The sequence below is a fragment of the Lelliottia sp. CFBP8978 genome (genome assembly GCF_034046055.2).
In the GTDB taxonomy this organism is placed as follows: Bacteria; Pseudomonadota; Gammaproteobacteria; order Enterobacterales; family Enterobacteriaceae; genus Enterobacter.
Map to the genome: position 1 here is coordinate 3,610,897 of NZ_CM188253.1, position 14,321 is coordinate 3,625,217.

18 protein-coding genes are annotated in these 14,321 nt (G+C 55.4%); 10 read left to right on the plus strand and 8 right to left on the minus strand.

From position 1 onward, the window contains the following. The first annotated feature begins 14 nt into the window (after positions 1-14). The 6 genes from SOM82_RS16875 to SOM82_RS16900 all read left to right on the plus strand — a co-directional run bounded on the left by SOM82_RS16875 (position 15) and on the right by SOM82_RS16900 (position 3,755). Positions 15-719 carry a YggS family pyridoxal phosphate-dependent enzyme gene (locus tag SOM82_RS16875; protein ID WP_154126147.1) on the plus strand — a complete coding sequence of 235 codons (705 nt, stop codon included), beginning with the start codon at positions 15-17 and terminating at the stop codon, positions 717-719. Between the two features lie 18 nt (positions 720-737). After that, positions 738-1,304, plus strand: coding sequence for a YggT family protein (locus SOM82_RS16880; RefSeq protein ID WP_154126148.1), 567 nt, complete (start codon positions 738-740; stop codon positions 1,302-1,304). After that, entirely contained in the window at positions 1,301-1,597 is a 297-nt protein-coding gene (yggU, locus tag SOM82_RS16885; protein WP_154126149.1) for a DUF167 family protein YggU, read from the plus strand. Before SOM82_RS16880 ends, yggU begins: the two co-directional genes overlap by 4 nt. Before the next feature lie 3 nt (positions 1,598-1,600). Further along, positions 1,601-2,194 carry an XTP/dITP diphosphatase gene (locus tag SOM82_RS16890; RefSeq protein WP_320460582.1) on the plus strand — a complete coding sequence of 198 codons (594 nt, stop codon included), beginning with the start codon at positions 1,601-1,603 and terminating at the stop codon, positions 2,192-2,194. Then, positions 2,187-3,329 (plus strand): radical SAM family heme chaperone HemW, encoded by a 1,143-nt coding sequence (gene hemW, locus SOM82_RS16895; RefSeq protein ID WP_320460566.1) that lies wholly within the window; start codon positions 2,187-2,189, stop codon positions 3,327-3,329. The genes SOM82_RS16890 and hemW overlap by 8 nt, the downstream gene beginning before the upstream one ends. Positions 3,330-3,392: 63 nt before the next feature. Continuing rightward, positions 3,393-3,755 carry an endonuclease domain-containing protein gene (locus SOM82_RS16900; protein ID WP_320460567.1) on the plus strand — a complete coding sequence of 121 codons (363 nt, stop codon included), beginning with the start codon at positions 3,393-3,395 and terminating at the stop codon, positions 3,753-3,755. A gap of 464 nt (positions 3,756-4,219) precedes the next feature. Here the strand turns inward: SOM82_RS16900 and SOM82_RS16905 are convergent, their stop codons facing one another. The 3 genes from SOM82_RS16905 to trmB are packed head-to-tail and all read right to left on the minus strand — an operon-like array spanning position 4,220 to position 6,034. Further along, the gene (locus SOM82_RS16905) at positions 4,220-4,939 is read right to left on the minus strand and encodes a YggN family protein (RefSeq protein WP_154126153.1); all 720 of its coding nucleotides are present in this window, start codon (positions 4,937-4,939) and stop codon (positions 4,220-4,222) included. 49 nt (positions 4,940-4,988) lie between these two features. Beyond that, positions 4,989-5,315: a YggL family protein gene (locus tag SOM82_RS16910; RefSeq protein WP_154126154.1), complete on the minus strand. Its 327-nt coding sequence runs from the start codon at positions 5,313-5,315 to the stop codon at positions 4,989-4,991. Beyond that, entirely contained in the window at positions 5,315-6,034 is a 720-nt protein-coding gene (trmB, locus tag SOM82_RS16915) for a tRNA (guanosine(46)-N7)-methyltransferase TrmB (RefSeq protein WP_154126155.1), read from the minus strand. The genes SOM82_RS16910 and trmB overlap by 1 nt, the downstream gene beginning before the upstream one ends. Before the next feature lie 138 nt (positions 6,035-6,172). Here trmB and mutY point away from each other — a divergent pair, with 138 nt between their 5' ends. From mutY to SOM82_RS16935, 4 genes are all read left to right on the plus strand, one after another. After that, a complete protein-coding gene (gene mutY, locus SOM82_RS16920) occupies positions 6,173-7,231 on the plus strand; it encodes an A/G-specific adenine glycosylase (protein ID WP_320460568.1) in 1,059 nt (352 codons plus the stop codon). Positions 7,232-7,257: 26 nt separating this feature from the next. Then, positions 7,258-7,530 (plus strand): oxidative damage protection protein, encoded by a 273-nt coding sequence (locus SOM82_RS16925; RefSeq protein WP_154126157.1) that lies wholly within the window; start codon positions 7,258-7,260, stop codon positions 7,528-7,530. A gap of 56 nt (positions 7,531-7,586) precedes the next feature. Further along, entirely contained in the window at positions 7,587-8,663 is a 1,077-nt protein-coding gene (gene mltC / locus SOM82_RS16930) for a membrane-bound lytic murein transglycosylase MltC (protein WP_154126158.1), read from the plus strand. Between the two features lie 325 nt (positions 8,664-8,988). Beyond that, positions 8,989-10,245: a nucleoside permease gene (locus tag SOM82_RS16935; RefSeq protein ID WP_154126159.1), complete on the plus strand. Its 1,257-nt coding sequence runs from the start codon at positions 8,989-8,991 to the stop codon at positions 10,243-10,245. A gap of 57 nt (positions 10,246-10,302) precedes the next feature. Here SOM82_RS16935 and citG read toward each other — a convergent pair whose 3' ends face one another. Genes citG through citD form a run of 5 tightly spaced genes read right to left on the minus strand, consistent with a single transcriptional unit; the run spans position 10,303 to position 14,321 of the window. Then, positions 10,303-11,106 (minus strand): triphosphoribosyl-dephospho-CoA synthase CitG, encoded by an 804-nt coding sequence (citG, locus tag SOM82_RS16940; protein WP_320460569.1) that lies wholly within the window; start codon positions 11,104-11,106, stop codon positions 10,303-10,305. Further along, positions 11,084-11,623 (minus strand): citrate lyase holo-[acyl-carrier protein] synthase, encoded by a 540-nt coding sequence (citX, locus tag SOM82_RS16945; RefSeq protein WP_320460570.1) that lies wholly within the window; start codon positions 11,621-11,623, stop codon positions 11,084-11,086. The genes citG and citX overlap by 23 nt, the downstream gene beginning before the upstream one ends. A 5-nt stretch (positions 11,624-11,628) precedes the next feature. After that, positions 11,629-13,146: a citrate lyase subunit alpha gene (gene citF / locus SOM82_RS16950; RefSeq protein WP_320460571.1), complete on the minus strand. Its 1,518-nt coding sequence runs from the start codon at positions 13,144-13,146 to the stop codon at positions 11,629-11,631. A 9-nt stretch (positions 13,147-13,155) separates the two neighbouring features. Continuing rightward, complete coding sequence (citE, locus tag SOM82_RS16955) at positions 13,156-14,031, minus strand: citrate (pro-3S)-lyase subunit beta (RefSeq protein WP_154126163.1); 876 nt, start codon at positions 14,029-14,031, stop codon at positions 13,156-13,158. Continuing rightward, entirely contained in the window at positions 14,028-14,321 is a 294-nt protein-coding gene (citD, locus tag SOM82_RS16960) for a citrate lyase acyl carrier protein (RefSeq protein WP_320460572.1), read from the minus strand. The genes citE and citD overlap by 4 nt, the downstream gene beginning before the upstream one ends.

Sequence of the window (14,321 nt, forward strand, 5' to 3'; positions counted from 1 at the left end):
CCATCCTCGGACTCATGAACGACATTGCGCATAACCTGGCACAGGTCAGGGATAAAATCTCAGCCGCTGCAACACGTTGCGGCCGTGCTTCAGAAGAAGTTTCGTTGCTTGCAGTCAGCAAAACTAAGCCTGCGAGCGCCATCGCAGAAGCCATCGAGGCAGGACAGCGTGCGTTTGGCGAAAACTACGTTCAGGAGGGAGTGGACAAAATTCGTTATTTCCAGCAAACGGAGAAGACGAATCTTCAATGGCACTTTATTGGCCCGTTGCAGTCGAACAAAAGTCGTCTGGTTGCCGAGCATTTTGACTGGTGCCATACCGTCGATCGCCTGCGCATCGCCACGCGTTTGAGCGAGCAGCGCCCTGCCGACAAAGATCCACTTAACGTTCTGATTCAAATCAATATTAGTGATGAGAACAGCAAGTCAGGTATCGCTCTTGCGGATCTGGATGCGCTAGCGGAACAGGTTGCGGAACTGCCCGGTCTGACTCTGCGCGGACTGATGGCAATTCCGGCTCCGGAACCAAATTACGACAGGCAGTTTGCCGTGGCACAGCAAATGGCTGTAGCATTTGAGGCGCTTAAAGCGCGCTATAAAACCGTGGACACGCTTTCACTGGGCATGTCGGACGATATGGAAGCCGCAATTGCGGCAGGCAGCACTATGGTGCGCATCGGCACAGCAATTTTCGGTGCGCGCGATTACACCAAAAAATAAGGAAACCTGAGGAACGCCATGAAGACGTTGACTTTCCTGCTCTCAACGGTCATTGAACTGTATACGATGGCGCTGCTATTACGCGTCTGGATGCAGTGGGCTCGTTGTGATTTTTATAACCCTTTCTCGCAGTTTGTCGTCAAAATCACGCAACCTGTCATTGGGCCGCTGCGCCGCGTTATCCCGCCGATGGGGCCGATTGACAGCGCCTCTCTGCTGATCGCCTTTGTACTGAGTGTGATCAAAGCCATCGTGCTGTTTATGGTGGTCACGTTCCAGCCGATTATCTGGATCGCGGCGGTATTAATCCTGTTGAAAACCATCGGGTTGCTCATCTTCTGGGTGCTGTTGGTGATGGCAGTGATGAGCTGGGTGAGCCGTGGCCGTAGTCCGGTCGAGTACGCCATGATTCAGTTGACCGAGCCGCTGCTGCGCCCTATTCGCAACCTGCTGCCTTCAATGGGCGGAATTGATTTTTCGCCGATGATTCTGGTTCTGTTGCTGTACGTCCTGAATATGGGTATCGCAGAGCTGTTGCAGTCAACAGGCAACATGCTGCTGCCGGGGCTGTGGATGGCGCTATGAGTGCCGTCAGCACCTGCGCCGACGGGCTGGTTTTACGGCTGTATATCCAGCCTAAAGCCAGCCGCGATAGCCTTGTTGGATTACATGGCGACGAGCTTAAAGTCGCCATTACCGCCCCACCCGTAGACGGCCAGGCAAACGCGCATTTGACCAAATATCTGGCAAAACAGTTTCGCGTGGCGAAAAGCCAGGTCATCATTGAAAAAGGTGAACTGGGGCGTCACAAACAGGTAAAAATCCTCAATCCGCAACACATCCCGACGGAAGTCGCGGCACTGACACAACAGGATTAAATGATGCAAAAAGTTGTTCTCGCGACCGGTAACGCCGGTAAAGTGCGTGAGCTGGCCTCGCTATTAAATGATTTTGGTCTGGAGGTGGTCGCACAGACCGAGCTGGGCGTGGATTCTGCTGAAGAAACGGGCCTGACGTTTATTGAGAACGCGATTCTTAAAGCGCGTCATGCAGCACAGATCACCGGTCTTCCGGCTATTGCGGATGATTCCGGTCTGGCGGTCGATGCGCTGGGCGGCGCGCCAGGCATCTATTCTGCGCGTTACTCCGGCGAAGACGCCACCGACCAGCAGAATCTGGAAAAGCTGCTGGAAGCACTCAAATCCGTTCCGGACGCACAGCGTCAGGCGCAGTTCCATTGCGTGCTGGTGTATATGCGCCATGCAGAAGATCCGACGCCGATTGTTTGCCACGGCAGCTGGCCGGGCGTGATTGCGCGCGAATCAGCGGGTAATGGCGGCTTTGGCTACGATCCGATTTTCTTTGTCCCGTCTGAGGGTAAAACCGCAGCGGAACTCACCCGTGAAGAAAAAAGCGCGATCTCCCACCGTGGACGCGCGTTGAAACTGTTACTGGAAGCATTACGTAATGGCTAATTTGCCACCCCTGAGTCTTTATATTCACATCCCGTGGTGCGTGCAGAAATGTCCGTACTGCGATTTCAATTCGCACGCGCTGAAAGGCGAAGTGCCGCATGACGACTACGTTCAGCATCTGTTAAGCGATCTGGATGCAGACGTACCTTACGCACAGGGACGTGAAGTTAAGACCATTTTTATTGGTGGCGGTACGCCGAGCCTGCTTTCTGGTCCGGCAATGCAGACCCTGCTTGATGGCGTGCGTGCGCGTCTGAATCTGGCAGCCGATGCTGAAATTACAATGGAAGCCAACCCCGGCACCGTTGAGGCCGATCGTTTTGTGGAGTACCAGCGCGCTGGTGTGAACCGCATATCTATCGGCGTGCAGAGTTTTAGTGAACCAAAGCTGAAGCGTCTGGGGCGGATCCACGGCGCCGAAGAGGCTAAACGTGCCGCCAGGCTGGCGACCGGTCTGGGGCTGCGTAGCTTTAACCTCGATCTGATGCATGGTTTGCCCGATCAGTCGCTGGAAGAGGCGCTGGACGATCTGCGTCAGGCTATCGAACTGAATCCCCCGCATCTCTCATGGTATCAGTTGACCATTGAGCCCAACACGCTGTTTGGTTCACGTCCGCCTAAGCTGCCAGATGACGATGCGTTGTGGGATATTTTTGAGCAGGGGCATCAGTTGCTGACGGCGGCGGGTTATCAGCAGTACGAAACGTCCGCCTACGCAAAGCCGGGCTATCAGTGTCAGCACAACCTGAACTACTGGCGTTTTGGCGATTACCTGGGTATTGGCTGCGGCGCGCACGGCAAAGTGACATTCCCGGACGGGCGTATTCTGCGCACCGCCAAAACCCGTCATCCGCGCGGGTATATGGAAGGCCGCTATCTGGAGCGTCAGCACGATGTTGCAGTAGAAGATAAACCGTTTGAGTTCTTCATGAACCGCTTCCGTCTGCTGGAAGCCGCGCCGCGTGCAGAGTTTGCACTGTTTACCGGCTTGCCGGAAAGCGTGATTCGTCCGCAAATTGATGAAGCGCTGGCGCAAGGGTATTTGACGGAATGTGAGGCGTTCTGGCAGATAACCGAACACGGTAAATTATTCCTCAACTCCCTCCTCGAACTGTTCCTCGCCGAAGAGTCCTGAAGACAGATTCAGGATTTTGCATCCCGTTCTGCCAGCTAAGAGAAAGGCTGGCAGAGTGTGGGGATGGAAATGATTCGTTCTCATGCAAAACAGCTCAGACGCCAACTGACAAGGGAAGAGAGGCGCCTTTGGACCTTGCTTCGCAGCCGTCGGCTCTCTCAGTATAAATTTCGCCGACAGCATCCCGTGGATAACTACATTCTGGATTTCGCCTGCTGCGAAGCTCGGCTGGCGGTTGAACTGGATGGCGGGCAGCATGATGAGCGTCAGGAATATGATCGCCGAAGGACTCTCTGGCTGAATAAGAGAGGCTGGCGTGTACTTCGGTTCTGGAACAATGAACTCTTGAATAACGAAGAGGCGGTGTTAGAGAGAATACTTGAGACACTGCAAACACATCTACCCTCACCCCGGCCCTCTCCCTAAAAGGGAGAGGGGGAAAAGCGGCAGTGTCTGGAGCACTCAATTGTTCTCCAGCGCCTGAAGAATCTCAATCGACTTCACGCCTGAAGAGGCTTCGATCTATCCCCTTTGGAGAGAGGGCCAGGGTGAGGGGCCCTGCACACAGAAGATCGGTGAAAATTATTTCAGCGTACTGACCAGAGCCCTACGGCTGTCTTCCAGAGGGTGAAGACACTCAACCGACGTCACGCCTGAAAAGACTTCGATCTCTCCCCTCTCCCCTTTGGGGAAAGGGCCAGGGTGAGGGGCCCTGCGCGCAGAAGATCAGTAATAATTATTTCAGCATACTGACCAGAGCCCTACGGCTGTCTTCCAGGGGGTGAAGACACTCAACCGACTTCACGCCTGAAGAGGCTTCTATCTATCCCCTCTCCCCTTTGGGGAGAGGGCCAGGGTGAGGGGCACTGCGCGCAGAAGATCAGTGATAATTATTTCAGCGTACTGACCAGTGCCTTACGGCTGTCTTCCAGGGTGACCACACGTTTACACACGTCTTTGCCGAATTTCTGGAAATCCGCTTCCTGGTTCTTCCATTCATTCTGAATCGAAGTCTGTAATCCGCCCAGGCTGCCTAACACGCCCTGCAACGGGTTACCGCCGCCTTTCAGTACGGCCTTCGCACCCATTTCATTGATGCTGTCTTGCAAGATGCCGCCCATCGCCTGGTTAACCAGGTTTTGTCCGTCGGCACGCACCTGATCGATAGCTTTATAGTGGAACGTCAGGCCATCGGTACGATGCTCGATAATGCGGTTCATCTGCTCTTTCAGTTGGGCATCCAGCTTGGTCAGGCGGGTACGCATATTGCTGCTCTCACCCACCTCTTTGGCGATAATTTTATCCAGCGCCACGCGGCCTTTCTCGACGCGGGTCAGGGCACCTTCGTCGATCCACGGCAGCGCCGAGCGCAGATCCGCCTGGTAATCTTTCGCCTGCTCGCGCTGTGCGGCGCTCAGGGTATATTGTTTGCCGTTGTACATCACATTGCCATCAGGCGTGATAACCAGGTTACCGTTCTCACCTTTTACCTGAACGGTTTGCGGGCTCAGAATCACATCGTCGCGCGGTGTGACTTCACATTTGTACTCTGCATGGGCAGTTAACGCGGTGGTCATCAATGCCACAGCCAGCAGCGTTTTGCGCATCATAAATATCCCTCAAGACAAAACGGGCCGGCAATTGCCGGCCCTTTGCTAGTTAGTCCCACCAAATGTCGAAAAGTTCGCTGACGCGGACCTCTTCGAATTTGCGGTCTTCCAGCCATTTACGCACTGCTGCCTGCTGCTCTTCGGTGCATTGGCCGATTTCTTGCTTACAGATCAGACCTTCCCAGGAGAGGTAACCACTGCCATCAAACGCCAGTTTGTTTGGCTCGATCACTTCATCGATAAAGGCGTCAACTTCCTTATCAATGGTTTCTACGCTGGTGCCTTCGGGGAAACGCCATGCGACGGAAAAACCGACTTCCTGGAATTCCTCGATGTGCATTTTTTTACGCAGACGACGGCTACGGTTCTTTGCCATTATTTCACCCTCTCGAACATTAAGTCCCATACACCGTGACCCAAACGATGGCCACGCTGTTCAAATTTCGTTACCGGACGTGAATCCGGTCGCGGTACATAGTCGTTACTTTCTGACTGGTTTTTATAGCCATCAAGCGACGACATGACTTCCAGCATATGTTCCGCGTAAGGTTCCCAGTCGGTTGCCATATGGAAGACACCGCCCAGTTTAAGCTTACTTTTCACAAGCTCAGCAAATTCTGCCTGAACGATACGGCGCTTATTATGACGTGCTTTGTGCCACGGGTCAGGGAAAAAGAGCTGAACCATGTTTAAAGAATTGTCAGGAATCATTTTGTGCAGCACTTCCACCGCATCGTGGCACATCACGCGCAGGTTCTCTACGCCCTCTTCATGGGCTGTCGCAAGGCATGCGCCTACGCCAGGCGAGTGAACCTCGATGCCGATAAAGTTCTGCTCCGGACGCGCTTTCGCCATCGTCACCAGCGATGACCCCATGCCAAAACCGATCTCCAGCGTGATCGGCGCCTCGCGGCCAAACAGTTCGACAAAGTCGAGCGGCTGTTCGCTGAATTCAACGCCCATCACCGGCCAGTAGTTATCCAGCGCGTGTTGCTGCCCTTTTGTCAGGCGGCCCTGACGGCGGACAAAGCTGCGAATACGGCGCAGCGGGCGACCGTTTTCATCAAATTCCGGTGAAATGACGTCGTTTTTCATAAAAGAGTAGTCTGCTTGTGAGAGTGTTCGGGAAACGGGCATTATCCAAAGTTAAGCCCTGTATGCAAGCATGGGAAAGATCCGGTTTACAGTCGCATGACGCTGTGCTGCAATCGGCGTCCCTGATTAAGCGAATCGATGACCATGCAAGCCTCTCAATTTTCAGCCCAGGTGCTGGACTGGTACGACAAATACGGGCGTAAAACCCTGCCCTGGCAAATTGAAAAAACGCCTTATAAAGTATGGCTCTCCGAGGTGATGTTGCAACAAACGCAGGTCGCGACAGTGATCCCCTACTTTGAGCGCTTTATGGCGCGCTTCCCGACCATTACCGATCTCGCCAATGCGCCTTTAGATGAAGTGCTGCATCTGTGGACAGGGCTTGGGTATTACGCCCGTGCGCGCAATCTGCACAAAGCCGCGCAGCAGGTGGCGACACTTCACCAGGGCAAATTCCCCGAAACCTTCGACGAAGTGGCGGCGCTGCCTGGAGTCGGTCGCTCCACTGCGGGGGCCGTTCTGTCCCTCTCTTTAGGCAAACATTTCCCGATCCTCGACGGCAACGTTAAGCGCGTACTGGCGCGTTGTTACGCGGTGGGCGGTTGGCCGGGCAAAAAAGATGTCGAGAAACGGCTGTGGGAAATTAGCGAGGCCGTGACGCCCGCCAAAGGCGTAGAACGATTCAACCAGGCAATGATGGATTTGGGTGCTATCGTTTGTACACGCTCTAAGCCCAAGTGCGAACTGTGCCCGGTGAACAATCTATGTGTGGCGTATGCCAACCACTCCTGGGCGCAGTATCCGGGTAAAAAACCGAAGCAGACGATCCCCGAACGCACGGGCATTTTATTGCTGATGCAGCATGGCGATGAGGTGTTTTTGTCCCAGCGTCCGCCGAGCGGATTATGGGGAGGGCTGTTCTGTTTTCCGCAGTTTGAAACGGAAGAAGCCCTCCGGGAGTGGCTGACGCAGCGGCAGATTAACGCCGACAACCTGACGCAACTGACCGCGTTTCGCCACACGTTTAGCCATTTCCATCTGGATATTGTGCCAATGTGGCTTCCTGTGTCCTCCTTTGCCTCATGCATGGATGAAGGAACGGGTCTCTGGTATAACTTAGCGCAACCGCCATCAGTCGGGCTGGCGGCTCCCGTGGAGCGCCTGTTACAGCAATTACGCGCCGGAGCGGTGGTTTAGCTTCGGTCAGACAATGAGGAATGAGAATGGCCAGAACAATTTTTTGTACTTATCTGCAGCGCGACGCCGAAGGGCAGGACTTCCAGCTCTATCCGGGCGACCTGGGAAAACGCATTTATAACGAGATTTCCAAAGAGGCGTGGGCCCAATGGCAGCAGAAGCAGACCATGCTCATCAACGAGAAAAAACTCACGATGATGAACCCGGAACACCGCAAGCTGCTGGAACAGGAGATGGTGAACTTCCTGTTTGAAGGCAAAGATGTCCACATTGAAGGCTATACGCCGCCCGAAAAATAATCTCGTGCGGGGGTGACCCCGCCGTTCCAGCAAACACAACACGCACTCCCGGAATGATGAAAAAATTATTAGCGCTAGCCATTGTTGCGCCGTTGCTTGTGTCTTGTTCCAGTAAAAAAGGCGATAGCTATAACGAAGCCTGGGTTAAGGACACAAACGGTTTTGACATTCTGATGGGGCAGTTTGCCCACAACATCGAAAACATTTGGGGATTTAACGAAGTTCTTATCGCGGGACCGAAGGACTACGTTAAATATACCGACGCTTACCAGACGCGTAGCCACATCAACTTTGATGACGGTACGATCACGATCGAAACCATCGCAGGCACCGAACCGGCGGCGCATTTGCGTCAGGCGATCGTCAAAACCCTGCTGATGGGTGACGATCCTGGCTCTATCGATCTCTATTCCGACGCCGACGATGTCACCATTTCCAAAGAGCCGTTCCTGTATGGCCAGGTGGTGGATCAGACGGGTCAGGCAATTCGCTGGGAAGGACGAGCCACCAGCTTCGCCGACTATCTGCTGCAAACACGTCTTAAAAGCCGCAGCAACGGTCTGCGGGTCATTTACAGCGTGACCATTAATCTGGTTCCGAACCACCTCGACAAGCGTGCGCATAAATATATTGGCATGGTGCGCCAGGCCTCGCGCAAATATGGCGTGGACGAATCGCTGATCCTGGCCATTATGCAGACCGAATCGTCCTTTAACCCGTATGCGGTGAGCCGTTCCGACGCGTTAGGCCTGATGCAGGTGGTTCAGCACAGCGCGGGCAAAGATGTGTTCCGCTCGCAGGGCAGATCCGGAATGCCTAGCCGCAGCTTCCTGTTCGATCCGGCCAGCAATATTGATACCGGCACCGCCTATCTGGCGATGCTGAACAACGTTTACCTGGGCGGCATTGATAACCCAACGTCACGGCGTTATGCGGTGATCACCGCGTACAACGGCGGTGCAGGCAGCGTGCTGCGCGTGTTCTCCAGCGATAAAATTAAGGCCGCAAGCATTATCAATAGCATGGCGCCGGGTGACGTTTACTCAACCCTGACCACTCGCCATCCGTCCGCTGAATCCCGTCGCTACCTGTATAAGGTGAATACGGCGCAAAAGAATTATCGTCGCCGATAGTTTTCCCCTCCCCTCACCTTCTCCCTGCGGGAGAGGGTGAGGGCATCAGGCCCCACAAGGCAAAAGCAAAACGGCCACGCCAGTGACCTTTTTTTAGTGTTTTCTCCCTCTCCCCGTGGGAGAGGGTCGGGGTGAGGGCATCAGGCCACCCCATCCATACGAAAATGTTATTTGCATCACAATCCAAACTGCAAATTAATGTGGATTGCATTTTTTTGCGGGAGGTAACAAAACATAACGTTGCCTGCTGGTAGAATTGCATCAAATAACAACCCTGAATGTTCCCATATCAACATATCTCCCGCTCAATTGTGAGGAAAGTAACATGAACCTTAAGCTGCAGCTTAAAATATTGTCGTTTCTGCAGTTCTGTCTGTGGGGGAGCTGGCTAACCACGCTCGGCTCCTACATGTTTGTGACGCTCAAGTTCGATGGCGCGTCTATCGGTGCAGTGTATAGCTCACTGGGTATTGCAGCGGTCTTTATGCCGACGCTGTTGGGGATAGTCGCGGATAAATGGATAAGCGCGAAATGGCTCTACGCGCTTTGCCATCTGGTCGGCGCGGGTACGCTATTTTTGGCGGCCGGTGTTACCACGCCGGGAGCGATGTTCATGGTGATCCTGCTTAACTCGCTGGCTTATATGCCAACCCTGGGCCTGATCAACACCATCTCTTACTACCGCATTAAATCTGCGGGTCTGGATATCGTGACTGATTTCCCGCCGATTCGTATCTGGGGCACCATCGGCTTTATCATGGCGATGTGGGGCGTGAGCTTCGCAGGATTCGAGCTGAGCCATATGCAGCTCTACATCGGTGCCGCGCTGTCGGTTGTGCTGGCGCTGTTCACCCTGACGCTGCCGCATATCCCGGTCTCTAATCAGCAGAAAAAACAGAGCTGGAGCACCATGCTGGGTCTGGATGCTTTCGCGCTGTTTAAAAACAAACGTATGGCGATCTTCTTTATTTTCTCCATGCTGCTGGGCGCTGAGCTGCAAATCACCAACATGTTCGGGAATACCTTCCTGCACAGCTTCGATAACAATCCGCTGTTCTCCGGAAGCTTCATCGTTGAGCATGCGTCGGTGATGATGTCGATTTCTCAGATTTCTGAAACGCTGTTCATTCTGACCATTCCGTTCTTCCTGAGCCGCTACGGTATTAAGAACGTCATGCTGATCAGTATCTTTGCGTGGATGCTGCGCTTCGGGCTGTTTGCCTACGGCGACCCAACGCCGTTCGGTACTGTGCTGCTGGTTCTGTCGATGATCGTTTACGGCTGCGCCTTCGACTTCTTCAACATCTCCGGTTCGGTGTTTGTCGAAAAAGAGGTGAATCCAGAAATTCGCGCCAGTGCTCAGGGTATGTTCCTGATGATGACCAACGGTTTCGGCTGTATCCTGGGCGGTATCGTGAGCGGCAAAGTCGTTGAAATGTATACCACGAACGGGATTACCGACTGGCAGCCAGTATGGCTGATCTTTGCCGGTTACTCGCTGGTGCTGTTCTTTGCCTTCATCGCGCTGTTCAAATACAAACACGTTCGCGTGCCAAATGGCGCACAGCCTGTTGCGCACTAAGATGTGATGTTTTTGTGCCGGGTGGCGGCTTCGCCTCACCCGGCCTGCTGTTACTTTTCAGCCGCACGCCTTCAGCACAATCCCCACCGACAGTAAATCCGCACTGCCTCCCGGACTCAAATTACGGGCTATCAAGGCGTTATCCATCACTGCCAGCGCCTGCCGATCCCAGCCGTTCGCCAGCAAATCTTTTGCGTATCCCTGTACATAGCGCAGCCCGTCCATCCCGCCGCGCGACACCAGATTACTGTCCTGATTTACCGCCATTAAGCGCAGCAACAGGTCATGTAGCTGATAGCCATTCCACTGCGGCAATACCTGGCGCACCGTGGCAAACCCGCTTTCGGCCTCCCCTCGCGCACCCGCTAAGCCCAACTGCTGATACTGTCGTTCGCCTGCCGTCGCTCTGCCGCTTCGGCCTGCCAGCTCGCGCGCCACCAGTCCGCGACAGATGTGACTAATTTCACAACAGAGACCGTGTGAAGTCACATGGTCAACGCGCCCGGCAGCAAAGCAAAGCAGCCCGAGCGCGAAAATCCCGCCTTTGTGAGTATTAACGCCTCCCGTCGCCGCGTACATCGCCTGTTCGCAGGCGATTCCCATCGGGCGAATCAGATGCAACTGTTCCGCCGCGGGTTTTCCGGCCTGTTCCGCGCCCAGTTCCGCAAAGCGCGTAAACCACGGGGCAATGGCGGCGATACTGCGGGCAAACATCGCATGATCCATATCCCGATGAGCGCCGTTATTATGCTTATCCACCAGCCCAGGCTTTGGCGTGAGCGCCAGCTCCAGCCACAGCGCCTCTTCGGCCAGCTGCGGCACATTAGCGGAGCGCGTTTTAGTCGCGAGCAAACCAGTCATCGATCATCTTCTCCACGCAGGCGACCACCTGCTCCACCGGATGCTCACGCGAGCGGGAACAGGCGTGCGCGGGCTCGTCACACAGCAGGCAGCGGCGCAGATTGTCGCCCAGCGAGCGTCGCCCGACATGGCCCGCATGCGGGCAGATCACATCCAGATCCCACAGCCTGCCAAGCGGATGCGACTGCTCCAGCGCTGCGCAGTGCGCTTTGATTTCCGTCGCCGGATGCGCCACACACCACAGCGCCTCGGGTCCCGTTGGCAGCCACATAACCTGACGGTCCAGCACCTGCCAGCGGTGTTCCCACAGCAGCTGATCGCCCATCTGCAAGGCCACAGCCATCGTGTTGCGATAGCGCAGGCTGTCTTTGATTTCACCGGGCGTAACCAGCGTGAGTGAGATCACCGGTTGTTGATAATGCGTGAGCCAGCCAGCCTGACGCGCCGCGCGGCTCTCTTTCGCCGCTAACATCGCTTCGAGGCTGACACCCGCACGCACGGGTGTCGCAGTCGTCATGTTTCTTACTCCTTTACCTGGCGAACGGTGTCGATCACGCTGCCGTCTCGGTAGCGGATCACCCCGACGATTTTGTCGGTAAATTCGATGGGTTTTGGCATTCCGGTCAGCGATACCGCCCGCGTATAAAGCGCGTCGATATCGACAATTTTCAGCCCGGCCGCCGTCAGGCGCTCGCGTATTTCCGGGCGAGCGGGGTTCACCGCAATGCCGTGATCGGTCACCAGCACATCAATGCTCTCACCCGGCGTTAAGCGGGTGGTGACCCGTTTCACTACCGTCGGAATACGGCTACGCAGCAGCGGCGCGACGACAATAGTCAGATTGGCCGCCGCCGCCACATCGCAATGCCCGCCAGAGGCGCCGCGCATCACGCCGTCAGAACCGGTAATCACGTTAACGTTGAAATCGACGTCAATCTCCAGCGCGCTCAAAATCACCACGTCGAGCTGGTCGCAGCTGGCGGCCTTGCTGCCCGGATTGGCGTACACGTTGGTTGAGATCTCCACATGGTTCGGGTTACGCGCCAGCGAAGCGGCCGCCTGGCCGTCAAAACACTGGGTATCGAGCAGTTTTTCGATCAACCCTTTTTCGTGCAGATCCACCAGGCTACCGGTGATCCCGCCCAACGCAAAACGCGCTTTTATACCGCTACGCGCCATTTTTTCGCCCATAAAACGGGTGCAGGCGGTGGCCGCGGCGCCGGATCCGGTCTGCATTGAGAAGCCGTTTTTAAAGTAGCCCGAATGCTCAATCACCTCCGCCGCATCGCGAGCGATCATCAATTCACGCGGATTGCTGGTGACGCGAGCCGCCCCGACGCTGATTTTTGCCGGATCGCCCACGCTCTCCACCTGGACGACAAAGTCCACCTGATCCTGTACCAGGCTGGCGGGCATATTGGGAAACGGCACCAGCGATTCCGTCAGCAGCACCACCTTACGGGCAAAGTGGGCATCAACCATCGCATAGCCCAGCGAACCGCAGCAGGAGGCGCCGTGCGTACCGTTGGCATTACCAAACTCATCGCTGCACGGTACGCCGAGAAACGCCACGTCGATATTCAGCTCGCCATCCTGCAATAACTTTACGCGCCCGCCGTGGGAGTGGATTTGCACCGGCTCGTCCATCAGGCCATGGGAGATGGCATCCGCCAGCTTGCCGCGCATGCCGGAGGTGTAAATGCGTGCAATCACGCCGCTTTCGATATGTTCGATCAGCGCGTCGTTACAGGTCATCAGCGAGCTGGACGCCAGGGTGAGATTCTTAAAGCCCATCTTCGCCAGCAGCGCGACGACGTTGTTGATCACCCGGTCGCCCTCGCGAAAGGCGTGATGAAATGAAATGGTCATTCCGTCCTGCAAACCGCTTCGCACAACGGCATCTTCAAGCGATTCGCACAGTTTACGGTGCTGTTTTGTCCCGGCGTCAGCCAGCCACGGGGTCGCGCTGTGGGCGCTATCAAACGGTTTTAAATCCCGCAAATGGGGAAAGTTAACGTGGAGCAGTTCTGTCTGATTCATTTTTTATCCTTAACGACGCACGCCGGAGGCAGCCGCGCGTTCCAGCACCATCTGCGCGTGGTTAATAATCGGGGCATCCACCATTTTGCCGTTGAGCGACACCACGCCCAGGCCGTTGCGTTCGCCCTCTTCCGCGGCTTCGATCACCCGTTTTGCATGATCCACTTCGTGCTGAGTTGGCGCATAGGCGTTATGCAGGAGATCTATCTGGCGCGGGTTAACCAACGATTTACCGTTAAAGCCCATCTTGCGAATCAATTCGACTTCGCGCAGGAATCCGGCTTCATCGTTTACGTCTGACCACACCACGTCAAAGGCGTCGATCCCGGCGGCGCGTGCGGCGTGCAGCACCGCACAGCGGGCATAAAACAGCTCGGTGCCATCGCCGCGTTCGGTTTGCATGTCCATCACATAGTCGAACGCCGCCAGCGCGATGCCGATCAGGCGGGGAGAGCTACGGGCAATCGCCACGGCGTTAATCACGCCGATCGCTGATTCAATGGCGGCCATCACGCGGGTCGAGCCCACTTCCCGGCCACATTCACGCTCAATGCGCTCAAGATGTCCTTCCAGTTCAAAAATATCGTCCGGGGTGTCGGTCTTCGGCAGACGTATTACATCCACGCCCGCCCGGACCGCCGCTTCCAGATCCAGCAGACCAAACGGCGTACTGAGCGGGTTAATGCGCACGACGGTTTCGATATCCTGATACATCGGATGCTGTAGCGCGTGGAAGACCAGCAGTCGCGCGGTATCTTTCTCGCGCAAGGCAACCGCATCTTCGAGGTCAAACATGATGGAGTCCGGACGATAGATAAACGCGGTAGAGAGCATGGCGGCGTTCGCACCGGGTAAAAACAGCATGCTGCGACGGAGTTTGTTCATGATAATTTTCTCCAGTCGATCGCCTGATCTTCTGCCGCGCGGAGCAGCGCACTTTGCAAACGCGCGCGGATCACACAGTCCAGCGCCCCTTTGTCTTCGACAATAATTAACCCCTGGCGCACGTCCATTGCGCGTAACGTTTCGTCGACGACCTGGCGGATTTGCTCGCCAAACTGCTTAATTACTTCGCTGTGGATGACAATCTCCAGCTCGCCGTCGGCGGGGGCGATTTTCACCATCAGGTCGCTGGACTCCTGCGTTCCGGCCAGCGACTCCCTTACAATTTTCAT